We start from the raw sequence: 25,096 nt of genomic DNA, 5'->3' as shown, positions 1-25,096 counted from the left end.
ATCCAGTGACCCGACAATGCAATGCCGCGTGGGAGCGTGCTGTTTCGCATGGAACAGGACTAAAAAACCGGGACCTGCCTTGAAAGACCGGGCGCCGCATGGTCAATCTTTCAAGCTTGGTCGGTAGCGGAGGCGAAATGCGGGTTCTCGTGGTTGAAAACATGGCCGGGTCGGATCTCGGCCTGGTCGGCGTGGCACTTTCGGAGGCCGGTATCGAGATCGATCTGCGGCAACCCTTTTCCGGTGATGCGCTTCCCGGCGGGCATGATGAACACGATGCCATCGTCGTTCTCGGCGGCGGCCAGAGCGCGCTCGACGACCACACCCATCCGTATCTCGCCGGTCTTGCGGCGTTGATGCGGACGTTCGGGGATGCCGACAAGTCGGTGCTCGGCATCTGCCTCGGCAGCCAGCTGCTCGCCCGTGGTTATGGCGCAGCGAATATTCTGGGGGCTGCCCGGGAATTCGGCTGGAAGGACGTGCACCTGACCGATGACGGCACGACGGATGTGCTGCTCGGCGGCATTTCCCATAGTTTCCCGATTTTCGAATGGCACTCGGATACGTTCACCTTGCCGGAGGGGGCTGTGCACCTCGCCACCAATGGCACGGCTGCGCATCAGGCGTTCCGGATCGGCCGCGCCGCCTACGGCACGCAATTCCATTTCGAGGCAAGCAAGAAGGTGGTGGACGACTGGAACCGGACATTTGCCGGCGTGATCGAGGGCATCGACCCGACCTGGCTTGCAACCTATCCGGACCATGCCGCGCGGCACGCCGAAACAGCCGATGCGACCGGCCTTGCCATCGCGCGCGCCTGGGTCAGGACGATCTGATCTACAGCGGCCGGGCTTGCTTCAGGGCGCGGACGATCCGCAGGCTGCGGCGCAGAACCGTGATGGCCGCACCCAGCGCGATCACCGACAATGCAACCGCCAGAACCTCGTCCTGGCCTTTCCAGAGCGGCTCCAGCATCGACAGCAGAGCAGCGGCGGTGATTATCGCCATGCGCTGCGGTTTTGCCATCGGGCCGCAGAAGTCGCTCGGCAGGCCGTTTGCCCGGCCCAGTTCCCGGACATAAGCGGTGAGAACCGCAAAGCTTGCGGCGGCCCAGCCGAGTTCCGGGACATCGATGCCGTAACCGACGCCGGTCAGGATCAGGATATCGGCGATGCGATCGGGGAATTCGTTCCAGAACGGCCCGTCCGGCGCGCCCTTGCCGCCTTCGACCGCGACCATGCCGTCGAACAGATTGCAGAGCAGCCGCAACTGGCAGAACAGGGCGGCGCAGACCAGAAGGACGATGCGTCCGGGACCCTGCATATCCCCGGCCCACCAGAAAGCGCCGCCGGCAAGGGCCGCGGCCAGCATGCTGGCCTGGGAAATCTGGTTGGGGGTGACGGCGCGTTGCGCCAGCCATCTGGCAATGCCCTGTGCCCAGCGCGTGTTGCGACTGGCCAGCGGACGGCGATCTCCGGCATTTTCGGTCATGGACGATTTCCTTTGCCGGCTATCGAATAGCTGTAGAGCACTGCGTAGGTGGTCGAGACCGCCAGCGGCACCGCGATGGTCCTTGCGATTTCCGGCGTGCCGCTCAGCGCATGGATGGCGACGAGAACAGACGTCGAGGCGAGGCAGGTGAAGAGCGGCGGCGCCCAATAGGCGGCGCTGCCTTGAAACCGTTTCGAGAGATGCTCGATCCCGGCCTTCAGGAACAGGGTCAGTATGGCCGACAACGCGCCCTGTACCAGTCCGGCCAGAAGCGGCTTGGGCATCGGATAGGCCCGATTGGCAAACACCGCCCAGCCGCCCATGGCCAGAAAGGCAAAGAGCCCATGCACGACGCCGGAGCCTGCGAGGGCGCGCAGCCGCAGGCTCATGTCAGCGACCATCCAAAACGGACGAGGTGGAAGAAGATCGGCGCGGAGAAGACGACGGAATCCAGCCGGTCAATCAACCCGCCATGCCCGCCGATCAGGTGGCCCCAGTCCTTGACGCCGCGATCGCGCTTGATCGCCGACATGACCAGCCCGCCGAAGAAGCCCATGATGGCGATGGTGAAGGCGAGAAGTCCGGCCTGGAGCACCGAAAACGGTGTGATCCACCAGAGACCGGCACCGATCAAAGTGGCGCTGGCCACCCCGCCGACAAAGCCCTCGACCGTCTTTGACGGCGACAGCCTCGGTGCGATCTTGGTCTTTCCGAACAGCTTGCCCCAGACATATTGCAGCACGTCGCTGAGTTGCACGACGATGACGAGGAATGCGATGAGCAGCACGTTGCGGTCTTCATAGCCGGGAATATCGAGGCTGAGCAGCGCCGGCACGTGGCTGGCACAGAAGACGCAGATCATCAACGCCCACTGCACTTCGGCAATGCGAACCAGAAAGCGTTCCGTATCGCCACGGAACACCGCCATGATCGGCATGAAGAGAAAGGCATAGACCGGGATGAAGATCGAATAGAGCCCATACCATTCGGTGGCGACAAGATAATACTGGACCGGCAGGATGATGAAGAAGGCGCAGGCGAGCGCCCAGTGATCGGCGCGCCGCGTATTGGTCAGCGTCACGAATTCGCGCAACGCCGCAAACGAGCAGAAGCCAAACAGGATGACGACGCCGACGCGGCCGGCGAGGAAGGCGATGCCGATCAGCGCCACCATGATCCACCAGGCATTGATCCGGGCATTAAGGTTTTCGATGACGGCATTCGAGCCGTCCGGCGACAGGCGCTGCTTGAGGACAAAGCCGATGCTGGATGCCAGGATCAGCACGCCACCAACACCGAACAGCAGAAGCAGGAGATCGGAACCGGCCGCACTCATTGCCCGTCTCCCAGGGGTTTCGGCGCAAGCGCCAGGAGCGCATCGGTCGCCCGCGCAAGGAAAATTTCGCGCGCCTCGTCGGGCGCTATGATCAGCGCTTCGCCGAAGGTTACGGTGCAGATCAGTGGAATGGGCACGATTTCACCCTTGGGCATGACGCGGTTGAGATTGTCGATCCACACAGGCACAAGCGGAATGTCCGGCCTTGTTGCCATGGCAAGATTGTAAAGCCCGCTGCGGAACGGCAGGAGCCGCGCCTCGGTCTCGTTGCGGGTTCCCTCGGGAAACAGGATGAGCGAGGAGCCGGCATCCAGCGCGTCGCTCATGACCGCGATCGGATCCTGCAGGCGCTTTTCCCGATCGCGCTCGATCAGCACCGCAGCAAAGACATCACAGCCGATGAAGCGGTTGAGGCTCGACTTCAGCCAGTAATCCGCGCCGGCAACCGGTCGCGTCCGCACCCGCATCCACGGGGGCAGCACCGACCAGATCAGGATGAAATCGCCATGGCTGGAATGATTGGCGAAATAGATACACTGGCCTTGCGGCGGCCCGCTCTCCGGCCAGATGGCGCGCACCGCCGTGACAGCGCGTGCGAAGACGACGATCATCACGGAAACGGCTCTCGCAAACAGCGCCTTCATGATCTTCGCCTCCCCCCTTCTTTCATGCTTCGCCCCAGATCCATCCCCATCCAACCCATCGCCATCCAACCCTTACTCCCCGCCATTCTCTGGCAGGGAACGATGAAACCGCCGTATCGCGCAACCATTGCCGTGTTTTGGAAACGGCCTTCGGGCTTGGTTTATTCGGCAAGACGGGTTGAGAGCCTCAATCTAGGTGACAGCAAGCCGCAAACGGCCGCCGCCCCCGGACGGCACAAGAGGTGCAACCGACACCGCGATACCGGAGCAGTTGCACTTTTCTCAGGCGCTGGCCGTCTCGTCTTCCGTCGGTGCATCCGGGCCGTTTTTCTTCACGGAGTCGATGCAGTTCTTGGCGCTGGCCTTGGAGGCGTAGGTTTCGGAGCGGACCATGGTCTCGCCGTTCGACGCCTTGAAGCGCACGAAATGCTGGCCGTCCTTGCTTTCGACGATCTCGAAGCGATAGCCGGAACCGGTTTCCTCCTTGGAGAGATCGACAGTCGCAGCACCGGGCGCATTCTTCTTGAGCGATTCGATGCAATTCTTGGCGCTCGCCTTGGACGCGTAGTTTTCCGACCAGACCATGACTTCGGAATTGTAGACGAACTGGGTGCGATACTCGCCCTTCTCGTTCTTCAGGATCTTGAACTTGTGCATTGCAGACACCTCTCCTCGCTCCGGCAGAACACCCTCCGGCCCTGCGCAGTTCAAGGTGTAACGGAGAGGAATCGGGAGTTCAAGTTTCGCCTATGGCCGGCGCCTTCCGGTTTCAGGCCAGAATCGATTCCGCCGCCTTTTCCGCGATCATGATCACAGGCGAATTGATGTTGCCGGAAACTGCCGTCGGCATGATCGAGGCATCGACAACCGCTTCCGTCACACGCTGATCACGCTGCCACTCCTGCTCCTGTGGGCGGCACTGCGGGCTGCTTTGCCGCCAGACGTCGCCACAATGGCTCCATCGCCGCGATGATATCCTGATAGAGCGCGTAACGCCGGGCATAATGGGCTTCCATCGCGATAGTTGGACGATAATGCCGCTCGGTCTTGACCATGGCCGCCGCCCCTTCGCCGAAATCGGCGAACAGGCCGACGCCGGTTCCGGCCGCGATCGCAGCCCCGAGCGCCCCGGTTTCGCGCGAGCGGGCCACGGAGACGGGAACGCCGAGCACATCGGCAAAGATCTGCGGCCAGATCAGGCTGCGCGACCCGCCGCCGGAGAGCACGGCTTCGTTGAAGACGGCGCCCGCCTTGCGGATCGTCTCGATGTGCTGGCGATGACCGAATGCCACACCTTCGAGCAGCGCCCGAACGAGGTGGCCCTTGCTGTGCCAGCCGGCAACCCCGTAAAAGCCGGCGCGGGCATGACCGTCCTGCTGGGCGCCGTAGAGATAGGGATGGTAGAGCGGATCGTCCGATGCCGGTTCGATGGCTCCGGCGAGCGCGCAAGCCGCGTCGAAAGGCGAAAGACCGTCCTGATGGACGCCGTCGAAGAACTCGCGCACCAGCCATTCGAGATTGGCAGCCGAGGTGGCGCTGTTTTCCATCGCCATATAGCGGCTGCGATCGAAGGTCGAGGACATGAAGACCGGTCCCTCGAGGTCGGGTGCGTCGATGATGACCTGGTTGATGCTCCAGGTGCCGGCGATGATCGAGGCACTGCCGGTGCGCGTGACGCCCGAGCCGAGCGCCGAGGCGACGACATCGAACAGGCCTCCGACGACAGGCGTGCCGGCGGCAAGCCCTGTTTCGCGCGCCACCTCCTCCGTCACAGTGCCGGCAATGTCGGCGCTTTCGATGAGCGTCGGCAACAGATCCATGCAATCGCCCAGACCATAGGCATCCATCAGCGTCCTGTCATAGCGGCGCGTGGCGAGATCGAGCAACCCGGCACCGGACATGTCGGAGACATCGCTGACGCGCTTTCCAGTCAGGCGATTGACGACAAAATCCTTGGAACAGAACACGGTGCCGATGCGCTTGAAAAGCTCCGGCCGGTGAAGCTTCAGCCAGGCCAGCAAGGTCGGCGTCTGCGATGGCCAGGGACGCTGCCGGGCGATCGGCTGTGTCCGCTCGCCCACACCTTCCGCCGCCCATTGTTCGACAAGACCGGTCGCCCGCGTATCGATGGACTGTATCCCGAGAAGCGGCGCACCGTCGCGGTCCAGCGCATAAAGGCCGTTGCCGTGGCCGGCGCAACCGATCGCCGCGATCTCCTCCGGCCGGATCTTTGCTTTTTCGATGCAGGTGCGAATGACCTGCCGTGCATTGGTCCAGAGTTCATCAAGACCGCGCTCGACATGCCCGGGGTGCGGCATGCGGCTGTGTCCCTCTTCGAAGGCAGCCGCGATTTCGTTGCCGGCCCGATCGAAGATCACCGCCTTGATGACAGTGTTTCCGGCGTCGAGCCCCAAAAGATAGTGTTTCATTCCGAACCCCTCCCAAGGCTCTGACAGTTTCAGGTGGTTCGAGCAGAATGCCCAGATCCGATCCCCTCTTCTCCCCAGCGGGCAGAAGGTCGCCCGCAGGGCCGGATGAGGGGGTCTGCCTGCACAGTCAACGTTCGCCGTCCCCTCATGGCCGCGATCAGCCCTGCTGATATCGCGCGAAAGCCTGTTCGCCGCTGGCATCCTCATGCACGATCGCCATCAGCCCGCGCACCACGGCGCTCGGATTGGCATGCTGGTAGATGTTGCGCCCGTAGACCATGCCCATTGCCCCCTGCCGCATCAAGGCCGCGGACTTGTCGAAGACCGCACGCAGATCCTCCTTGCCGCCGCCGCGCACCAGGACCGGGCACCGCGCCGCTTCGACCACACGGTGGAAATCCTCCGCATTGCTTGTCGGATCGGCCTTGACGATGTCAGCGCCCATCTCGCGCGCCAGTCGCGTCAGCGTGACGATCTTGTCGGCATCGCCATCGACCATGTAGCCGCCTTTTTCCGTGACCGGCTGCATCACCAGCGGCTCGATCATCAGCGGCATGCCGTACCGGTCGCAATCGGCCCGCACCCGGGCAATGTTCTGCACGCACTGGCGAAACAGGTCCGGTTCGTCCGGCAGCATGAACAGGTTGACGACGACGCAGGCCGCGTCCATCTCGATCGCCCCGATCAGCGGTTCGGCCTCGTTCTGCAGCACCGCCCACATGTCGCGGTGGCGAATGCGGTTGTAGGGATTGCCCATGTCGATGCGCATGACCAGCGCCGGCTTGTCCTTGCCGGGCACGTCCTGCAGCAGGTCAGCCTGGCCGTAGTTCATCTGGATCGCATCCGGCCCGGCAGAGACGAGTGCGGTGACCACACCCTGGATATCCTCCAGGCCATCGAGGAAAGACGGTTCGTTGCAGACACCGTGATCGATGGCCACGTCGAGGCAGCGACCGCCGCCGAACAGCCGGTTCATCCGGACTTTGCTGTTGTATCGCATGGTATACTCCTTCGTTCGTTCCTTGCGGAAAGCATGGTCTCATCGACGCCGTGGCGCCCGTTGAGAAGGGTGAGAAAACGATCGCGCTCGCCGGCGCGCTGCGCCGGCGTCCAGCCCTTTTCCTGTGCCAGCAGGTCGAGCACGGCATCCATCATGGTCAGCGAGAGTTCGCCCGAAATGGCCAACGTCGTGCGCCGCAAAAGCAGATCGTCGAGATGCTCGACCGCTTCATCGCGGATCAGGCACTGCAACTCCCGCACCGAGTAACCGACATGCGGCAGGGGCGCATCGGGGCCAGCAGCGATGAAACCGGCGATCGCTTCGGCATCCGTGCCGTAGCGGCTGAACAGCCGGACCAGTTGCGGCAGGGGAAGGCCCTTGTCCGCTGCCACCTGCGCGAGCCAGGCGGGAACATTCGCAGGATAGCCCCGCCCGCCGCCGATCGGCCGGTCCGTTGTTGCGACATGCCGCGGGTGCCCGAGCCGATCCAGCGCCATGTCGGCCGCCAGCTCCCCGAAGGAGCGGAATGTCGTCCACTTGCCGCCGATCATGCAGAGCACCGGCGGGCCACCATTGTCAGGCTCCACGATAGTACAGAAATGATCGCGCGGAATGCGGCCGGTAAAACTGTCGCTGCTGGCCGGCAAGGGGCGGACGCCCGAAAACTGGAAGACAATCTCCTCCGGCAGAATGACGAGCCCCGGCAGCACGAAGGCCAGGGATTGCAGGATATAGTCGCGCTCATCGTCTTCGCAGCGCACCGCCTCCGGGTCATCGACGCGGATATCGGTCGAGCCGACCAGCACCTTGCCGAGATAGGGAAAGAGGATGCAGATGCGCCCGTCCTCGTTTTCATAGTAGATCATGTGATCGGCAAGGGCCGCACGCAGGGCCGCATTGTCGATGATCAGATGCGAGCCCTTGGTTCCGCCGACCAGCGGTGCCGGTCGTGTCTCCGGCGAAAACAGGCTTTGATTGGCGATGTCGATCCAGCCACCGGTGGCATTGATGATCAGTGCCGGTTCGACGGCAAGCGATGCACCGCCAATGTGGTCCTCGACGAAATATGCGCCATTCTCCATGCGGCGCAGTTGCGCATAGTTCAGCGCCATCGACCCGACCTTGGCCGACAGACCATCCTGCAGCAATTCGAGGCCCAGCCGTTCCGGATGGCTGACCCAGGCGTCGAAATAGGTGGCGGAACTCTTGATGCCCCCGTTGAGGGCCGGCCATTTCTCAAGCGTCGCGCGCCGTCCGCGAAACTGGTGGCGCGGCATCAGCGCCCGCTTGCGCGTCAGGAAATCATAGATGCTCAACCCCGCCTTGATGGCGATCGCGCCACGCCGGCTCGGCCTGCGGCTGAGGCCTAGGAAGCGGACGATGCCGTTGCCGAGACCCGAGAAGAGATCAAATACCGGCACCGTCGTCGGCAGCGGCGCGACGTAGTGCGGGGCGTTGCGCAGCAGCCGGTCGCGCTCGGCCAGCGATTCCTGCACCAGCTTGAACTCGCCATTTTCCAGATACCGAAGCCCGCCATGCACCATGCGCGACAGGGCCGAACTGGCGCCCGAGCAATAGTCGTGTTTCTCCACCAGCAGCACGGTCAGCCCCTGCAGCGCCAGCTCCCGGAAGACGCTGATACCGTTGATGCCGCCGCCGATGACACACACGTCCACCTTCGGGCTCTGGCGGAGCCCGTCCAATATCTCTTGCCGTTTCATGATGGCTGCCCGCTACCTGTCCATGTCCGTCAGTTTTGCCGAAATGGCCCCGTCGATGGCCGCAAGATCCTCCGCATCGAGCCGGATGGTCCCGGCCCGCGCATTGTCGATGGCCTGTGCCGGGTTGCGTGCGCCGCAGAGCGCAAAGGTCACGCCGGGCTGCGCCAGCGTCCAGGCAATCACGGTCTGGGCGATGCTGGCATCGTGTTTTTCAGCAACCGGCCCGATGGCTTCGGCAAGGGCCGTTGCCTTCTGGCGGTTGCCGACCGAGAAACGCGGATTGTCCTTGCGCTGATCGTCACCGGAAAACACCCGGTCCGGACCGACCGTTCCCGACAGCAACCCCAGCGCCAGCGACGAATAGCTGAGCGTGGCGATGCCGTTGGCCCGGGTGCGCGGCAGGATTTCGGCCTCGATTTCGCGGTCGATCATGCTGAACCGTTCCTGGATCGCATCGAGACCACCAATGGCACTGTAGGCGTCGAGATCGGCCGGGCTGACATTGCTGGCGCCGATTGCCTTTATCTTGCCGGATGTGCGCAGGTCTTCCAGCGCCCGCATCGTCTCCTCGACCGGGGTCGTCGGATCCTGCCAATGGGTGATGTACAAATCGATATGGTCGGTGCAAAGCCGTCGCAGGCTTTCCTCGACCTCGTGGAAAATCGCATCACGGCCGAGATAGCGGTGAACCGGCTTGCCATTCTGGTCGAAGAAATGCCGGCCCTTCTGCGTATGCCAGACAAGGCCACATTTCGTGGCAATGACAGCCCTGTCCCGGCGACCGGCCAGCGCCTTGCCGACGATGTCCTCGGCGCGTCCGAGCCCGTAGGCCGGCGCCGTATCGATCAGCGTCACGCCGGCATCAAGCGAGGCCTGGATCGCGGCGATGGATTCAGCCTCATTGGTCCCGCCCCACATCCAGCCGCCGATTGCCCAGGTGCCGAGCCCGACCGCAGAGGCGAAAACGCCGGATTGACCAATTTCGCGTGTTGTCTGCTGGCTGCTCATGCCCATTTTCCTTCGCCATTTGCCAGTGCGAGAACCCGCGCACCCGTTGCCTCGTCGGTAACCAGCGTATCCAGATGTTTTCCGCGCAGGACGCTGAGGATCGGTCCCGCCTTGTTGGGTCCGCTGGCAACCCCGATCTTGGTCGGGATCAAGGCAAATTCCGGCAGTGTCAGCGAGACCAGTGACCGGTTGAGACTGTAGTCGCAGACCTGCCCCTGATCATCGAGCAGGTGGGCCAGCAATTCGCAGGACGCACCGGAGCGCTCGATCGCCGCGCGATCCGTGCTCGAGGAGGGATGAAGGTCGTAGTAGCTTGAGTCGTCCGACAGGATCGAACCGATGCCGACCATGGCGACCTTGGCTTCGCGAGCCCTGTGAAAGACATCAGCGACGGAGCGCATGTTGATCAGCATGCCGCGCTCAGTCGCGCTATCGGCAAACAGCGGCGCATGGATCTGGAACGAGCGCCCGCCCAGCCGGTCGGCCATCATCGTCGAGACGTGATTGACGTCCGTATAATGCTTGCCCTGGACACAGCCGGTTGCCGGAATGACCTCGACATCGAAACGCCGCTGCGCCTGCAGGCCGGCAACCACGGCACTGACGCCCTTGCCGCCGGTGATGCAGATCGTGTCGCCATCGACGATCTCCTCCAGCAGCAAACGCGCTGCCGCCTCTCCGACGGCTTGGAGAGCCGTCTGCAGATTGTCGGAGACGGTCGGCACGACGATGGCGCGGCTGATGCCGCCGAGCGCGACGAGTTTCTCTTCCATCTCGACCTGCGGCTCGACCGGCGACTTGATCTTGATCTCGACGAGGCCAAGCTGGCGGCCACGCTTGATCAGCCGGTTGACGGTGGCGTGCGAGATGCCGAGCTGGTCGGCAATCTGCGCCTGCGTCAGTCCTTCAAGGAAATGCAGGACCAGCGCCTGGTGCATCTGCCGGGCGATGACGATTTCCTCGCGCGGTGCATTGGCGGGTTTGAGTTTGGCGATCGGCCGATTGGGCGACATGTCAGGCAGCCTTACGCTTGTGGAGAAAATGATCGATGGAAACCGCAGTCAGGAGAATGCAGCCCTTGATCATGTCTTGCCAATAGACGGAGACGTCAAGCAGGATCAAGGAGCTGGTGACCACGGAAAGCAGGGCGATGCCGAGGATGGCGCCGAGAATGGTCCCGGAGCCGCCGTTCAGCGAGGCGCCGCCGATCACCGCGGCAGCGATGATGTTCAGTTCCATGCCGACGCCGAAGGTCGGGGTCGCGGCACCGAAGCGGGACATGTAGATGACGCCGGCCACACCGGATAGGGTGGCGCAGAGCACCGTGACCCAGAATTTCACCTGGTTGGTCTTGATACCGGAATAGAGCGCCGCCTTCTCGTTGCTGCCGGTATAAAACACCTTGCGGAAGGCGGTCGCCCGGCGCAGCAGGAAATCGAACAGCACGACGATGGCGATGAAGATCAGGATCACATAGGGCACGCCCTGGAACGTGCCCTGCCCGACCGCCTTGAACGCCGGCGGCAGGGTGAAGAGTGAGAGCGGCGTGCCCTTGGTGATGATCAGGCAGAGGCCACGCACGATCACCATGGCGGCAAGCGACGTGATGAAGTGATTGAGCCCCACCACCGTCACGAAGAAGCCCATGACGCAGCCGATCAGGCCGCTGGCGATGATGCCGATCAGCGAGGCGCTCCAAGGGTCCAGCCCCATCAGGAACAGCGATCCGGACAGCACCATCGAGAAGCAGACGACCGAGCCGACGGACAGGTCGATGCCGCCGACGATCAGCAAAATGGTCATGCCGACGACGACGATACCCTCGACGGAGAACGACATCATCATCGCCCGGAAGTTTCCGAGCGTCAGGAAATGCGGCGACGCAAAGCTCATGACGATGCAGAGCGAAAGGATGATGGCGATCAGGCCCGCCTCGCGCATCGTTCCCAGCCGTTTCCAGCCCGGCGCGCGCGCCTCGTGTATCCCCGTCATCGTCGCGTCCGCCATGGCCGTGTCTCCTGCCCCTGCTTGCTCTTTACGCGGCATGCTCTGATGCCTTTGAATTCCTGTGACCGATGCCGGATGCAAGCCGCATGATCGCCTCCTCCGTCATCGCTTCACCTTCGACTTCGCCGGCAACCCGGCCTTCGCGGATCACCAGCACCCGGTCGCACAGGCCGAGAAGCTCCGGCAGTTCGGACGAAATGACGACAATGCCGATGCCCGAGCGCGCGAGATCGCGCAAGAGCCGGTGGATTTCCGATTTTGCCCCGACATCGATGCCGCGTGTCGGCTCATCCATCAGGATCACCTTGGGATTGACGGCCAGTTGCTTGGCAATCGCCACCTTCTGCTGGTTGCCGCCCGACAGCGACGAGACCGGCATGTCGATGCCGCCCATGCGCACGCCAAGCCGCAGGACCAGATCCCGCGCCCGATCGGCTTCGGCTTTTCTGTTCAAAAGGCCCAGCGGCCCGGTCAGCGATGTCAGGTCGAGAACGGCGATATTCTGCGCGATCGACAGATCGAGAAAGACGCCGGATCCCTTGCGGTCTTCCGAGAGATAGACGACGCCGGCCTTGACGGCCTGCGCATAGGACCGGGCCCGCAGCCGTTTTCCATGCAGGTGGACTTCGCCTTGCGTGACGGGCCGCAAGCCGCAAATACCTTCGGCGATCTCGGTGCGGCCAGAGCCGATCAGGCCGCCTATGCCGAGGATTTCGCCCTTGCGCAGCACAAAGCTGACATCACGGAAGCGGCCGCTGTCGCCGAGATCGCGGACGCCGAGAATGGTCTCCGGCGTCCGCTCGGCCAGCGCCTGTTTTTCCGGATAGAGCTGCGTGATCTCGCGTCCGACCATGCTGCGGACCACGTCATCCGGCGTTACATCCGCCACCTTCTGCGTCGAGACGTAACGGCCGTCGCGAAACACCGTGACCCGGTCGCAGAGGCTGAAAATCTCGGCCATGCGGTGGCTGATATAGATGATCGAGATACCCTGTGCCTTCAGGTCACGGATAATCCCGAACAGCACCTGCGCTTCCGATTCCGTCAGGGCCGCCGTCGGCTCGTCGAAGATCAAAACGCGGCACTCGAGCGTCAGCGCCTTGGCGATCTCGACAAGCTGCTGGCTGGAAATCGAGAGGTCGCCGACTTTGCGCCGCACGTCGATCGGTGCCAGGCGGTTCATCACGACCTGTGCGTCCCGCTCCAGCCGGCGATAATTCATGAAAGGCATGCGCCGCCGGTTGGTGGCCGCCATGAACATGTTTTCCGACACTGTTGCATCCGGGCAAAGGGCGATTTCCTGATGCACGAGGCCGAGCCCCAGTGATTGCGCTGCGGATGGCGACGGCACTTTCACAGGCTTGCCATTGATGCGGATTTCACCTTCCGATGGCTGCAGCACACCGGCGATAATGTTCATAAGCGTCGATTTTCCGGCACCGTTTTCGCCGCACAGCGCATGGACTTCGCCTTTTTCCAGGCCGAAGCTGACATCCGTCAAGGCTTTGATAACACCGAAGTGCTTGCTGACATTGCGGATTTCCAGAACCGGCACCGACGCCATTGCAGTCTCCTCCTGAATGCTTGCGGTGGCTGTCCGGGGCAGATCACCCCGGGCAGCCTTTAGAAATGCTTACTCCTCGATCCCCTTGGTGCCGCGCCGCTTCAGATACTTGTCCCAGTAGAAGTCGTCGGCATTGTCGGCCGTGACAATCGACAGGCCGTTGTCGACGAAGGGAATGCTCATCGGGTTGAAGCCGACGCGCTTGGCGTCGTTCATCGGGTCGATGAGTTCCGGGTGCTTGGCGAGCCAAAGCAGCATAAAGCCCATGTAACCCTGCATGCCCTGGTTCGGATTGATCGAGCCGAACACTTCGCCCGCCTTGATCATGTCGAGAATATTGGCATTCACGTCGGCACACATGACGAGGATCTTGCCGCCGCTTTCCTTGTTGGCCTGCGAAGCGCCGATGGCCGAATTGGCTTCCGGCATGAACACGGCGCCAAGGTTCGGATTGGCCTGGATGAGGCTCGACAGGGCCTGATAGGCCTTGGTCGGATCCTGGTTGGATGCGGCGCGGCCGACGAGCTTCATATCCGGATACTTTTCCGTCATACGCGCGATGAAGGCGGCGATGCGCTTGTCGTGATTGTCCTGTCCCGGGTTTTCCAGAACCGCATATTCGCCCTTGCCACCCATCTTTTCGGCGATCGCATCGGCCGCATAGGTGCCTTCGCGGGTGTTATCCGAGGTGATGAAGGAGATGCGCTTGGAGAGCGGCGCGTCGGCTGCGAAGGTCACGACCGCCGTGCCCTGGTCAATCGCCCGGTTGATCGGCTCGATGAACGGGTCCGAATTCATCGGATGCACCAGAATGCCGGCCGGGTTCTGGGCGAGCGCCTGGTCGAAGGTGGCGATCTGCTTGTTGACGTCATATTCCGGCGTGCCGGTATAGGCGGTCTCGCAGCCGAGCTGCTGGCCGGCCTGCTTGAACATTTCATAGACCGGGAACCAGTATTCGACGCCCGAGACCATAACGTTCATGACATATTTTTCGCCCGGCTTGCAGCGGAACGGATTTTCCGTTTCAGCAGCGGCTGCGCCGGCAAACAGCGTGGTTGCAAGGACCGCCAATGCGGTCGTGCTTAGAAAATTGCGCAAGTTTCCTCCTCGAGGCCGAAGCCCCTCCCAACTATCCGGTGGCGCGCTTTTGGGCGGCCGATGATCCCATGAAGACCGAACTTCCTCCTCGAAGTCCGATAGGGGGAGATAACCGCGACGGAAGCGTCGTGTCAATATAATTCATACAAAGAAATATATTTCACGTGAAGTGGTCGGGAAATAAGCTGCCTCATATTGGATACGCACGGATGTGCGCAGCGACGAGCGGACTCGGGCAACAATTGCATTCCGGATGAAGGTGAAGAGGCTGGCGCGCAGACCGCTGAAAACCCGTGGATGCCCTGGCGACCGATGCGGCAACCGCACTCTGCGTCTTCCTCGTCCTTGTGGCGGGGATCCAGCGACCCGACGTCCGTCGGGTCAACTGACAGTCATCGCAGCTGGCCGAAAAATAGGTGTTGGAGTCTGAGGAGCAATTGCCCCCCGCTACTCGTCGCCCATCTTCAGCGCAGCAATGAACGCTTCCTGCGGAATGTCGACCTTGCCGAACTGGCGCATGCGCTTCTTGCCGGCCTTCTGCTTGTCGAGCAGCTTGCGCTTTCGGGATGCATCGCCGCCATAACACTTGGCGGTGACGTCCTTGCGCAGCGCCGAGATGGTTTCGCGGGCGATCACGTTGCCGCCGATGGCCGCCTGGATCGGGATCTTGAACATGTGCTTGGGGATCAGCTCCTTGAGCTTTTCGCACATGTCGCGGCCACGCCGTTCGGCGGCCATGCGGTGCACCATCATCGACAGTGCATCGACCGGCTCGCCATTGACGAGGACCGACAGCTTGACCAGCTGGCCTTCGCGGTGATCGGTCAGGTGATAGTCGAATGAAGCATAGCCCTTCGAGATCGACTTCAGCCGGTCGTAGAAATCGAAGACGACTTCGTTGAGCGGCAGGTCGTAGGTCAGCATGGCGCGCTTGCCGACATAGGTGAGCTCGATCTGCAGGCCACGGCGGTCCTGGCAAAGCTTCAGGATGCCGCCGAGATAATCATCCGGCGTCAGGATGGTGGCGCGGATCCACGGCTCATGGATCTCGGCGATCCTGACCACGTCAGGCATATCGGCCGGATTGTGCAATTCGCGCTCCGTGCCGTCATTCATGAACAGCTTGTAGACGACGGACGGGGCGGTCGCGATCAGGTCGAGGTCGAATTCGCGCTCGAGGCGCTCCTGGATGATTTCAAGATGCAGGAGACCGAGGAAGCCGCAGCGGAAGCCGAAGCCCAGAGCCGCGGAGGATTCCATTTCGAACGAGAACGACGCGTCGTTGAGACGCAGCTTGCCCATGGCGGCGCGCAGGTCCTCGAAATCGGCAGCATCGACGGGGAACAGGCCGCAGAACACCACCGGCTGCGCCGGCTTGAAGCCTGGCAGCATGTTGGCGGTCGGGCGCTTGTCCTCGGTGATCGTGTCACCAACGCGGGTGTCGGCCACTTCCTTGATCGAGGCGGTGATGAAGCCGATCTCGCCCGGGCCGAGCGCATCGACGGTGACCATCTTCGGCGTGATGACGCCGACACGTTCGACCTGATACTTGGCATCCGTGCCCATCATGCGGATGGTCTGGCCCCTCTTGAGCACGCCGTCGAGAATGCGCACGAGCACGATGACGCCGAGATAGGTGTCGTACCAGCTGTCGACGAGCAGCGCCTTCAAAGGCCCGTTCTCGCCGCCTTCGCTCTTGGGCGCCGGCAATTGATGGACGATCGCTTCCAGAACGTCGGGAATACCGAGGCCCGTCTTGGCCGAAATCAGCACGGCCTGGGATGCGTCGATGCCGATGACTTCCTCGATCTGCTCGCGGATGCGGTCGGGCTCGGCAGCCGGCAGGTCGATCTTGTTCAAGACCGTGACGATCTCGTGATTGTTGTCGATCGCCTGATAGACATTGGCGAGCGTCTGCGCTTCCACGCCCTGGCTGGCGTCGACGACCAGAAGCGAGCCTTCGCAGGCCGACAGCGAGCGCGAGACTTCATAGGCAAAGTCGACATGGCCGGGCGTGTCGATCAGGTTCAGCACATAGGCTTCGCCATTGTTGGCGACATAGTGCAGGCGCACGGTCTGCGCCTTGATGGTGATGCCGCGCTCCTTCTCGATGTCCATGCTGTCGAGAACCTGTTCCGACATCTCGCGATCGGCGAGGCCGCCGGTCGACTGGATCAGCCGGTCGGCGAGCGTCGACTTGCCGTGGTCGATGTGGGCAACGATCGAGAAATTGCGAATGTGCGACAGGGGCGTCTTTGAAGGTGTTGTGCTCATGGGCCCGCATATAGCAGCGCGGACCCAAGCCGCAAAGCGGGAAATGCAGGCTTTGTTCACTATAATTGGCGGTCAGGCGTTCGTCGGATCGGCCGGCTCCGACCGGTCCAACAGCGCCCCGGCGTTCCGCATTTGCACCCTGTTGCTTTCGTGGGGCCTGGGCTGGGGCCGCCCGGCACGCGCCGAAGCGTCGGCCCGATTTTGCAACGAGACAGCCTCTTTCTCGTTGACTCCACTATAAGATCATTTAGATCTCTGATAATGGAAAATACAGGCCCTGCTTTCGAAACCGATATCGGCGCGCGGGTCCGGCTCAACCGGCTGGAAAAGGGCTTGACCCTGGATGATCTGGCACGGCAGTCCGGCGTCAGCCGGGCGATGATTTCGCGCATCGAACGGGGGGAGGCCAGTCCCACGGCGCAATTGCTGGCGCGGCTCTGCAGCGCGCTGGGAACGACGCTGTCGCGGTTCTTCGCCTTCCAGGAGACGACTGCAAACCCGCTGTCGCGGCAAGCCGACCAGCGCCGATGGCAGGATCCGGCCTCGGGCTATATCCGCCGCGCGGTCTCGCCGGAGGGCATGCCCACGCCGGTGGATATCGTGGCCGTGGACTTTCCGCCGGGCGCCCGCGTGGTTTTCGACCCACACCCGCCGGAGACCGAGATGACCCAGCATGTCTGGCTGTTCGAAGGCCGGCTGGTGATGACCAGCGAAGGCGAAACGCACGCGCTCGCGCCCGGCGACTGCCTGTTCATGACGCTTGGAAGGGGTCACAGCTTTTCCAATCCGTATCCCGAGACGGCGCGCTACGCCGTCATTCTCAACCGCAGGACCGTCAAGACACGATGACCGAAATCCGCATCCGAATTCTCACCGAAGACCAGACCCGCCAGGCGCTGCCGGCGCTCGCGTCGATCCTCGTCGATTGCGTCGATGGCGGCGCGTCCGTGGGGTTTTTGTCTCCCTATACGGAGGCGGACGCCCTCGCGTTTTGGGACGGCGTGCGCACAGCCGTCGGGGAGCAGGCAACGGTGCTTCTGGTCGCCGAAGTCGATGGCGCCATGCTCGGCACGGTGCAGCTCGGCATCAGGCTGCCGCCGAACCAGCCGCATCGCGCCGATCTCAAGAAGCTTCTGGTGCACCGGAAGGCGCGCGGCCTGGGCCTCGGGCGCGCCCTGATGGAAGCCGCCGAAGCGCAGGCCGCGCGGATCGGCAAGCATATCCTTGTCCTCGACACCGCGACAAACAGCCCAGCCGAAGCCATCTATGAGCGGCTCGGCTGGAGCCGGGCCGGCATTATCCCGGACTATGCGATGATGCCGGATGGCAGCTATTGCGGCTCGACCTTTTTTTACAAGCGACTGGCTTTTACAAGCGGCTAGACAGCAAAGTGCACGTAAACCCATAGGCGGGAACGCCGGTGCCACCTCTGCTTTTCCCCAAAAATGTCCGCATCGGCAGGCGGAACAAGCCAGGTTTTCAGACGCTCTGCCATTCCTTGGGCCAGGGGTTCGTGATAGGCGAATATTAGCCGAGAGGCTTGTATTCAGAGGGGACCCCATGACGAACATTTCCAACCGCGCGCGGCTTTTCGCCCTGTCCGTTTTCATGCTGGCCGGCGGCCTGCAGTCGGCGACAGCCGCGGATGTCACCTTCCAGATGATGAACAGCCATCCGAACGCCGTCGAGGTCGAACTCTACAGCCAGGATCGCAACCATATCTGGCCCGGCAACAACCAGGTCTATTATCTCGATGACGGCGAAACCAAGCAGATCCCGCTGTCCTGCGACGAGGGCGAGAAAATCTGCTACGGCGCCTGGGTTTCCGGCGACAAGGCCACCTATTGGGGCACGGGCCCTGAAAACGCCGAAACATGCGACGATTGCTGCTACACCTGCGAAGGCGGCAGCACCGAAGAAATCAACCTGACGGAATAGCGGATAGACCGGAGCACGCCGCTAGCGGGTGCTCCGGTCGTTTTCCTAGCGGGGCTGCTTTGCAAAGCCCTTGACCAGGATCGGCCCTGTCGGACGGCCGGTCGGCGAGCCGCCAGCCTGTTCGATCGTGATCTCGTAAAGCTGCGCTTCCTGCGGTTGCGGCAGGTCGGGACCATCGAGCGTGATGGTCTCGGACCGTGGCAAGAGCCCGAGCGACACCGGCCCCATCTCCTTCGAGGGCAAGGTCCAGACCTGCATGACCTGATTTTCCGGGACGTCGAACGCGACAAGCGGGGTGATCCGCGCCGAAGCATCGCCGAAATCCTCGACCAAAACGAGGGGCTCTCCCGCATCATTCACAAGCACGGCGATGACCTGCGGCTCCGGCCGCAGCAGGAGGCTGAAACCAAGGCCGATCGCAAGAAGCAGGGACGCGGCCATGCCGGCCAGCGCTGCCAGGCGCCACACTGTTTCGCGATTGTCGTTTGCCGCCACTTTGGCCGGGCCGCCTGAAGCCGGGGCCCTTGTTTCGTCCAGCCCGGAGGCGATGCGGTCCCACAATCCATCAGGCCCGGCGCCAGCGGCAGACAGAAGATCGAGGGCGAGGAACCTGTCGCGGCTCGCGGCCACTGCCGCTCTCAATTCCGGCTCGTGTTCGATGCGCTCGTCGACCAGCGCGTGGTCTGCGGCGTCCAGCAGACCGAGCACATATTCGTCGGCAAGCTCGTTGATGTTTTCGATTGCGGTGCTCATACCATGCACTCCCGCAGAGAGGCGAGGCCGCGGCGCACCCAGGCCTTGGCCGTGCCCAGTGGCACCCTGAGACGGCCGGCGATCTCGCCATGGGTATAGCCCGACATATAGGCCATCAGGATGCTTTGGCGCTTTGCCTCGTCAAGGCGCGACAGACATTCGCGCAAACGATCGTGCTGTTCGAGATCGCTCCAGACATCGAGAGAATGATCGAGACTGGCGGCATCCTGGAGATCCGCGAGGCTGTCGGCATCGGTCAATTCCAGTCGCCGTCCATCGCGAAGCATGTTGAGGGCGCGGTTGCGGGCGATGGCATAAATCCAGCCCCGCGCCGATCCACGCTCTGGCGCATATTGGTCGGCCTTCGTCCAGATCACGATAAACGCCTCCTGCACGACGTCCTCGGCGAGTTCGCGCCGACGCAGAATGCGCTGGGCAACCGCGATCATCCGTCCGCCTTCGCGCTCGAAGATCAGCCGCAATGCATCGCGCTTGCCCTGAGCACAGGCGCTCAGCGCATCCGCCAGTATCGTCTGGTCATTCTGCTGCATCGATTTTCCGCTGTCTCCCCGTGGCGGGCATATCCCCCGCGCAAAACTAGTGCGCGGGTCGCACATCGGCAAGCAGGGCATTGTCTGGGCGCTGTTCATGACAGGTTTACACGCCAACAGGTCCGACGGATGCGGGAAATGAAAATAAATCTTCTGCCGCTGCATCCAGATCGCACCGCCCGTGTGTCTACACCATGGAAGCATGTCGGAGGGCCTGCTTCCACCCGAAGAATTCAAAACCAAAACGGAGACCTCTGATGACCTTCAAGACCGCATTGATCGCATCCACCCTTCTTGCCGGCAGCGCCGGCGTAGGCTTCGCCGCTCCGGTTCTCGGCCTGACGGGCGAGAAGACGATTGTGATGTTCGATACCGCAAGCCCGGCTGTCAGCAAGACGATGGATGTGACCGGCGTCGACAGCCTCGTCGGCATTGATTTCCGCCCTGCGAACAACACCGTCATCGGCGTCACGCCGGACAGCACGATCGTCTCTATCGACCTTGCCACCGGTGCAGCGACGGAGGTCGCGAAGATGAACACGCCGCTGTCCATCGATGATGCCGCTGTCGTCGTCGATTTCAACCCGATGGCCGACCGCCTGCGCTACATGACCGGCACGACCAACCACCGGGTGCATCCCGATACGGGCGAAGTCACCGTGGATGGTTCGCTCGCCTTCGAGGACACCGACATGCACAAGGGCGAGACCCCGAACATTGTCGCCGCCGCCTATATCAATTCCTTCGGCAAGCCTGAGAAAACAGGCATGTTCAATATCGACGCGACGATCGGCGGGCTGATCCAGCAGACAAAGCCGAATGACGGCACGCTGAAGGCCATCGGCAAGCTCGGCATCGAAAGCGCCGCAGCCAACTACGCCTTCGACGTCCAGACGACAGAGGACGGCACGAACACGGCCTGGCTGGTCAACGGCGCGAAGCTGTACACGGTGAACCTCGAAACCGGAGCAGCCACCGCTGCCGGCGACATCACCGGCGCCAGCGGCGACATTCGCGATATCGCGGTCCTGCCTGCCATGTAAACGATCGCAATCATCCGGGATCGGCGACATCTGACGCCGGTTCCGGACGATCCCGGGGCTTTTCAACAAAAATCAAAATTTTCGGACTGTCCGTCCCTGGCCCTTCATCTTCCCGCCGCAATCGGTAGTATGAAGCAAAGTGAGCACAATGGGGACCATCGATTCCATGATCAAGAGATTTACCGTCCTGGCGATCGCCGCCGTCTATCTGTCCGGTTGCACGACGACGGACCCGTATACCGGTGAACAGAAGATGTCGAACACGGCCGGTGGCGCGCTGATCGGCGCTGGCCTCGGTGCCGCGACCGGCCTGCTCGTCGGTGGCAGCGCTGCCGGACGGCGCGATGCAGCGCTTGTCGGCGCCGGCATCGGCGCGCTCGGTGGCGGCCTGATCGGCAACTACATGGACAGCCAGGAATCCGAACTGCGCGCACAATTGCAGAACACCGGCGTATCGGTGACCCGCGTCGGTGACCGCATCGTTCTCAACATGCCGGAAAACATCACCTTCGCCACCGACCAGGACCAGATGAACCCGCGCGCCTACCCGACGCTCGATTCAGTCGCGATCGTCTTGCGCAAGTTCAACAAGACGCTGATCGATGTCGATGGCCATACGGATTCGACCGGCGGTGCCGGCTACAACCAGGGCCTTTCGGAACGGCGCGCCATTTCGGTCGCCAACTATCTCGGCTCGCGGGGTGTCGACCAGCGCCGCATGTCGGCCGTCGGATATGGCCCGGATCGCCCGATCACCTCGAATGCCAGCCCGGAAGGCCGCGCGCAGAACCGCCGCGTCGAAATCTCGATCGCACCAATCAAGGAGGGCTGACGGCTCTTTTTGCCTTTTCGCCTTCTCACCAAACCGGCCCCCGAAAGGTGGCCGGTTTTTTTGCTTTGAGGAGCGACGCGGCCGGAGTTCAGACTGTCGGCGGGTAGGCGTGTTCTTCGCCCCTGAAATTCGTCACCGTGAAACAGCCGCCGCCCTGGTCGGCGATGCTGGCCGAACTCACCACCGCCTTGCCGTGACCGCCCGGGATATCGAGAATGTAACTGGGCTGGCAGAGGCCGGAGATGCGGCCGCGCAGGGCGGCGACCAGCGCCTGCCCTTCGGCGATCGTCAGGCGGAAATGACCGGTACCGGGTGCCAGATCGGGATGGTGCAGATAATAGGGCTTGATGCGGTTTTCGACGAAACCGCGCATCAGGGCCGCCAGCGTCTCGACATCGTCGTTGACGCCCTTGAGCAGCACCGACTGGCTGATCAGGACAATCCCGGCATCGACCAGTTTTGCAATCGCGTCGCGCGCCGCGGCCGTCAGTTCGCGCGGATGATTGGCGTGCAGCGCCAGATAGGTCGCCTTGCCGCTCGCCTTCAGGGCATGGATCAGGTCTTCGTCGATGCGCGCCGGCTCGACCACCGGCACGCGGGTGTGAAACCGCACGACCTTGACGTGATCGATTGACGCCAGACGCTGCATGATCTCGGCAAGCCGGCGCGGCGACAGCACCAGCGGGTCGCCGCCCGTGAGGATGACCTCCCAGATTTCCGGGCGCGAGGCGATATAGGCGAAAGCCCCATCCATGGCATCCGGCGTCAGCGTGCCAAGCCCCTGCGGACCGACCATCTCGCGGCGAAAGCAGAAACGGCAATAGACCGGGCAGACATGCACCGCCTTCAGGAGCACGCGATCCGGATAGCGATGCACGATGCCTTCGACCGGGCTATGGACGGCGTCGCCAATCGGATCCTGCAACTCTTCCGGCAGGTGCGTCAGTTCGGCAGGATCCGGAACGAACTGGCGGGCAATCGGATCGTTCGGATCGGACGGATCGATCAGCGCCGCCATCGCCGGTGTGATCGCGACAGCGTAGCGCGCAGCAACCGCATCGACAGCCTGCATCTGGTCCGTATCGATCAGGCGGGCATCGCGCAGGTCGGTTGCGGTGCGCAGCGGTCGGATGGCGTTCATGAAACCTCGCCAGCCATGTCAGGCACCGGCGCCCAGATGACCTGCTCGATGCGCGGCGCGCCGGTTGCCAGCATCACCAGACGGTCGAAGCCGAGCGCGATACCGCTGGCTTGCGGCATGATCGCCAGTGCCGCGAGGAAATCCTCGTCGAGCGGATAGGTCTCGCCGTAGACGCGCTGTTTTTCGGCCATTTCCATTGTGAAGCGGCGGCGTTGCTCCGCCGCATCGGTCAGTTCGCCAAAGGCATTCGCGAGTTCGACACCACAGGCATAGAGCTCGAACCGTTCGGCCACCCGTGGATCATGGGGCGTCGGCCGGGCAAGGGCTGCCTCGGCAACCGGATATTCATCCAGGATCGTCACGCGGCCAATGCCGAGATTGGGCTCGATCTTCTCGACGATCACCCGGCTGAACAGGTCCGCCCAGATATCGTCATCGGCCACCCGGAGGCCGGCAACCTTCAGGCTCGCAGCAAGATGACCGCGATCGGTTGCACCATCAGCGCCGATCGAGGCCAGGAGATCGATCCCGGCGAAGCGCTGGAAGGCCTCGGCCACGGAAAGGCGGTGCGGTTCGACGAACGGATCCGCCTGACGCCCCTTGAAGGACAGGTGTTTCGACCCGACGGTCTCAGCCGCGAGCGCCAGCAACTCCGTGGCATCCCGCATCAGCGCCTCATAGGGCTCGCCGGCCCGGTACCATTCCAGCATTGTGAATTCCGGGTGGTGCAGCGGCCCGCGCTCGCGATTGCGATAGACATGGGCAAAACAGGCGATGCGTGTTTCGCCGGCCGACAGGAGTTTCTTGCAGGCGAATTCCGGCGATGTGTGCAGGTAGAGCGGGGTGCGGCTGCCGTCGTGATGGATGGCTTCTGTCGCAAAGGCATGAAGATGCGCCTCGTTGCCCGGAGAGACCTGCAGCGTCGCGGTATCGACCTCGATGAAATCGCGATCCGCCAGAAATCCGCGCAGGGCCGCCTGAATCCGGTTGCGCCCGAGAAGAAAACCACGGCGATCGGCATGGACATCGGGTGTCCACCAGGGAGAGGCGACGGGCATGGCAGTCCTGTGTTCAACTCTTTCGCATTTTCGGCCTTGCCCGGCATCGACGGATTCTTCGACGTGTCGCCGCCGTCACACTGGCAATTTGCGCAAATATAGGTTAGTTGCGGCCCGAAAACATATTCTGGCGTCCTTGACGCGCATATTTCGTGCGCTCCTCTACGACGCATCCCGCACAGTTACAAGGAAGACTTATGGTCAAGGTAATCGCCTCCTCTGTCCGCAAGGGCAACGTTCTCGAAGTGGACGGCAAGCTGTATGCCGTTCTGACCGCCGCGAACTTCCACCCCGGCAAGGGAACGCCTGTGACCCAGGTCGACATGCGCCGCATCTCCGACGGCGTGAAGGTCTCCGAGCGCTGGCGCACGACCGAACAGGTGGAGCGCGCCTTTGTCGAGGACAGCGACCATACGTATCTTTATGAAGACGGCGAAGGCTACCACTTCATGAACCCGCAGACCTACGACCAGGTCGCGGTTTCGCCTGACGTGATCGGCGATGACAAGGCCTATCTTCAGGAAGGCATGGTGGTTCAGCTGAAGATGTTCGAAGGCCTGGCGCTGGCGCTGGAACTGCCGACCCGCATGACGCTCGAAATCATCGAGACGGAACCGGTCGTCAAGGGCCAGACGGCCTCTTCCTCCTACAAGCCGGCGATCCTGTCGAACGGCGTGCGCACCATGGTGCCCCCGCATATCGGCGTCGGCACCCGGGTGGTGATCCTGACCGAAGACGCATCCTACGTCGAGCGCGCCAAGGACTGACCGTCTGACAGACATTGCCGAACGAAAGAGGGCGCCGTGCAGATTGCAGGGCGCCCCTTTCATTTCCAGGCCTTGAGGTCCGAACCATCTTGGTTCGATGCCCGCATGTCAGTTTTTGAGCTCGGGATATTCCTCAGTGGCGGCAACGCCCGCTTCGGTCTCATCGTAGCCCTCGAGCGTGACGGCGACATTGTCCTCGACGCTCAACCCGCCTTCCCGGCGAACCGGGATGCGCGCACCATTGTCCCGAACCAGGATCGCCTCGCCGTTGAAGCCCTGCTCCAGCAGCCAGTCCCGCGGCGCCTTGAGGCGAATGCGAACCTGCTTCGTGTCGTCCTCTTCGCGGGCGACGACCAGTTCGTAGGAAACGGGCCGGGAATGACCGTTGATTTCGAGCATTCCGCTCCCGTTACCTTCGTCTGCAAAAGTCAGCATTGTCAT

The 25,096-nt window shown here is 62.6% G+C and carries 26 protein-coding genes; 7 read left to right on the top strand and 19 right to left on the bottom strand.

Features of this window, described 5'->3' with window-relative positions:
- Positions 1 to 137: 137 nt before the first annotated feature.
- Complete coding sequence (locus AX760_RS16230) at positions 138 to 836, top strand: type 1 glutamine amidotransferase (RefSeq protein WP_071834039.1); 699 nt, start codon at positions 138 to 140, stop codon at positions 834 to 836.
- A 1-nt stretch (position 837) separates the two neighbouring features.
- Here the strand turns inward: AX760_RS16230 and AX760_RS16225 are convergent, their stop codons facing one another.
- The 14 genes from AX760_RS16225 to lepA form a co-directional block, all read right to left on the bottom strand.
- The gene (locus tag AX760_RS16225; RefSeq protein WP_071833961.1) at positions 838 to 1,491 is read right to left on the bottom strand and encodes a CDP-alcohol phosphatidyltransferase family protein; all 654 of its coding nucleotides are present in this window, start codon (positions 1,489 to 1,491) and stop codon (positions 838 to 840) included.
- Positions 1,488 to 1,880: a hypothetical protein gene (locus AX760_RS16220; protein ID WP_071833960.1), complete on the bottom strand. Its 393-nt coding sequence runs from the start codon at positions 1,878 to 1,880 to the stop codon at positions 1,488 to 1,490. The genes AX760_RS16225 and AX760_RS16220 overlap by 4 nt, the downstream gene beginning before the upstream one ends.
- Complete coding sequence (locus AX760_RS16215; RefSeq protein ID WP_071833959.1) at positions 1,877 to 2,827, bottom strand: phosphatidate cytidylyltransferase; 951 nt, start codon at positions 2,825 to 2,827, stop codon at positions 1,877 to 1,879. The genes AX760_RS16220 and AX760_RS16215 overlap by 4 nt, the downstream gene beginning before the upstream one ends.
- The gene (locus tag AX760_RS16210) at positions 2,824 to 3,471 is read right to left on the bottom strand and encodes a lysophospholipid acyltransferase family protein (RefSeq protein ID WP_071833958.1); all 648 of its coding nucleotides are present in this window, start codon (positions 3,469 to 3,471) and stop codon (positions 2,824 to 2,826) included. The genes AX760_RS16215 and AX760_RS16210 overlap by 4 nt, the downstream gene beginning before the upstream one ends.
- Before the next feature lie 282 nt (positions 3,472 to 3,753).
- Positions 3,754 to 3,924 (bottom strand): YegP family protein, encoded by a 171-nt coding sequence (locus AX760_RS27765; protein WP_245295041.1) that lies wholly within the window; start codon positions 3,922 to 3,924, stop codon positions 3,754 to 3,756.
- Positions 3,925 to 4,358: 434 nt separating this feature from the next.
- Positions 4,359 to 5,900: an FGGY-family carbohydrate kinase gene (locus tag AX760_RS16195; protein ID WP_071833956.1), complete on the bottom strand. Its 1,542-nt coding sequence runs from the start codon at positions 5,898 to 5,900 to the stop codon at positions 4,359 to 4,361.
- 157 nt (positions 5,901 to 6,057) lie between these two features.
- Positions 6,058 to 6,900 (bottom strand): class I fructose-bisphosphate aldolase, encoded by an 843-nt coding sequence (locus tag AX760_RS16190; protein WP_071833955.1) that lies wholly within the window; start codon positions 6,898 to 6,900, stop codon positions 6,058 to 6,060.
- Positions 6,873 to 8,621 carry a glycerol-3-phosphate dehydrogenase/oxidase gene (locus tag AX760_RS16185; RefSeq protein ID WP_071833954.1) on the bottom strand — a complete coding sequence of 583 codons (1,749 nt, stop codon included), beginning with the start codon at positions 8,619 to 8,621 and terminating at the stop codon, positions 6,873 to 6,875. Before AX760_RS16185 ends, AX760_RS16190 begins: the two co-directional genes overlap by 28 nt.
- Before the next feature lie 12 nt (positions 8,622 to 8,633).
- A complete protein-coding gene (locus AX760_RS16180; RefSeq protein ID WP_071833953.1) occupies positions 8,634 to 9,629 on the bottom strand; it encodes an aldo/keto reductase in 996 nt (331 codons plus the stop codon).
- Positions 9,626 to 10,642: a sugar-binding transcriptional regulator gene (locus AX760_RS16175; RefSeq protein ID WP_071833952.1), complete on the bottom strand. Its 1,017-nt coding sequence runs from the start codon at positions 10,640 to 10,642 to the stop codon at positions 9,626 to 9,628. Before AX760_RS16175 ends, AX760_RS16180 begins: the two co-directional genes overlap by 4 nt.
- Position 10,643: 1 nt before the next feature.
- Positions 10,644 to 11,636, bottom strand: a complete 993-nt coding sequence (locus AX760_RS16170) for an ABC transporter permease (protein ID WP_087149271.1) — start codon at positions 11,634 to 11,636, stop codon at positions 10,644 to 10,646.
- A 28-nt stretch (positions 11,637 to 11,664) separates the two neighbouring features.
- Positions 11,665 to 13,200 carry a sugar ABC transporter ATP-binding protein gene (locus AX760_RS16165; protein ID WP_071833950.1) on the bottom strand — a complete coding sequence of 512 codons (1,536 nt, stop codon included), beginning with the start codon at positions 13,198 to 13,200 and terminating at the stop codon, positions 11,665 to 11,667.
- A gap of 69 nt (positions 13,201 to 13,269) precedes the next feature.
- Positions 13,270 to 14,298, bottom strand: a complete 1,029-nt coding sequence (locus tag AX760_RS16160) for a substrate-binding domain-containing protein (protein WP_071833949.1) — start codon at positions 14,296 to 14,298, stop codon at positions 13,270 to 13,272.
- A 447-nt stretch (positions 14,299 to 14,745) separates the two neighbouring features.
- Entirely contained in the window at positions 14,746 to 16,572 is a 1,827-nt protein-coding gene (gene lepA, locus AX760_RS16155; RefSeq protein ID WP_071833948.1) for a translation elongation factor 4, read from the bottom strand.
- Between the two features lie 261 nt (positions 16,573 to 16,833).
- Here lepA and AX760_RS16145 point away from each other — a divergent pair, with 261 nt between their 5' ends.
- The 3 genes from AX760_RS16145 to AX760_RS16135 all read left to right on the top strand — a co-directional run bounded on the left by AX760_RS16145 (position 16,834) and on the right by AX760_RS16135 (position 18,510).
- Complete coding sequence (locus AX760_RS16145; RefSeq protein WP_071833946.1) at positions 16,834 to 17,421, top strand: helix-turn-helix domain-containing protein; 588 nt, start codon at positions 16,834 to 16,836, stop codon at positions 17,419 to 17,421.
- Entirely contained in the window at positions 17,418 to 17,954 is a 537-nt protein-coding gene (locus AX760_RS16140; RefSeq protein WP_071833945.1) for a GNAT family N-acetyltransferase, read from the top strand. Before AX760_RS16145 ends, AX760_RS16140 begins: the two co-directional genes overlap by 4 nt.
- 226 nt (positions 17,955 to 18,180) lie before the next feature.
- Positions 18,181 to 18,510: a hypothetical protein gene (locus tag AX760_RS16135; RefSeq protein ID WP_087149276.1), complete on the top strand. Its 330-nt coding sequence runs from the start codon at positions 18,181 to 18,183 to the stop codon at positions 18,508 to 18,510.
- A gap of 45 nt (positions 18,511 to 18,555) precedes the next feature.
- On the opposite strand, the gene AX760_RS16130 is transcribed toward AX760_RS16135, so the two are convergent.
- Both AX760_RS16130 and AX760_RS16125 read right to left on the bottom strand, forming a co-directional pair.
- A complete protein-coding gene (locus tag AX760_RS16130) occupies positions 18,556 to 19,263 on the bottom strand; it encodes an anti-sigma factor (protein WP_071833943.1) in 708 nt (235 codons plus the stop codon).
- Positions 19,260 to 19,814 carry a sigma-70 family RNA polymerase sigma factor gene (locus AX760_RS16125; protein WP_071833942.1) on the bottom strand — a complete coding sequence of 185 codons (555 nt, stop codon included), beginning with the start codon at positions 19,812 to 19,814 and terminating at the stop codon, positions 19,260 to 19,262. The genes AX760_RS16130 and AX760_RS16125 overlap by 4 nt, the downstream gene beginning before the upstream one ends.
- Before the next feature lie 257 nt (positions 19,815 to 20,071).
- Between AX760_RS16125 and AX760_RS16120 the strand changes: the two genes are divergently transcribed.
- Positions 20,072 to 20,857 carry a DUF4394 domain-containing protein gene (locus tag AX760_RS16120; RefSeq protein WP_071833941.1) on the top strand — a complete coding sequence of 262 codons (786 nt, stop codon included), beginning with the start codon at positions 20,072 to 20,074 and terminating at the stop codon, positions 20,855 to 20,857.
- Positions 20,858 to 21,023: 166 nt separating this feature from the next.
- Positions 21,024 to 21,689, top strand: a complete 666-nt coding sequence (locus AX760_RS16115; protein ID WP_071834038.1) for a YiaD family glycine zipper/OmpA-like lipoprotein — start codon at positions 21,024 to 21,026, stop codon at positions 21,687 to 21,689.
- Between the two features lie 88 nt (positions 21,690 to 21,777).
- Here the strand turns inward: AX760_RS16115 and AX760_RS16110 are convergent, their stop codons facing one another.
- Positions 21,778 to 22,830, bottom strand: coding sequence for a lysine-2,3-aminomutase-like protein (locus AX760_RS16110; RefSeq protein WP_071833940.1), 1,053 nt, complete (start codon positions 22,828 to 22,830; stop codon positions 21,778 to 21,780).
- The gene (gene epmA, locus AX760_RS16105) at positions 22,827 to 23,888 is read right to left on the bottom strand and encodes an EF-P lysine aminoacylase EpmA (RefSeq protein WP_071833939.1); all 1,062 of its coding nucleotides are present in this window, start codon (positions 23,886 to 23,888) and stop codon (positions 22,827 to 22,829) included. The genes AX760_RS16110 and epmA overlap by 4 nt, the downstream gene beginning before the upstream one ends.
- 197 nt (positions 23,889 to 24,085) lie before the next feature.
- On the opposite strand from epmA, the gene efp reads away from it, so the two are divergent.
- On the top strand, positions 24,086 to 24,655 hold the full coding sequence (efp, locus tag AX760_RS16100) for an elongation factor P (RefSeq protein ID WP_071833938.1): 570 nt from the start codon (positions 24,086 to 24,088) through the stop codon (positions 24,653 to 24,655).
- Between the two features lie 108 nt (positions 24,656 to 24,763).
- On the opposite strand, the gene AX760_RS16095 is transcribed toward efp, so the two are convergent.
- Positions 24,764 to 25,090 carry a hypothetical protein gene (locus tag AX760_RS16095; protein WP_071833937.1) on the bottom strand — a complete coding sequence of 109 codons (327 nt, stop codon included), beginning with the start codon at positions 25,088 to 25,090 and terminating at the stop codon, positions 24,764 to 24,766.
- Positions 25,091 to 25,096: the final 6 nt, after the last annotated feature.

It is taken from the genome of Pararhizobium antarcticum (genome assembly GCF_001885585.1).
In the GTDB taxonomy this organism is placed as follows: domain Bacteria; phylum Pseudomonadota; class Alphaproteobacteria; order Rhizobiales; family Rhizobiaceae; genus Pararhizobium; species Pararhizobium antarcticum.
This window is presented reverse-complemented; position numbering and strand designations above follow the sequence as displayed.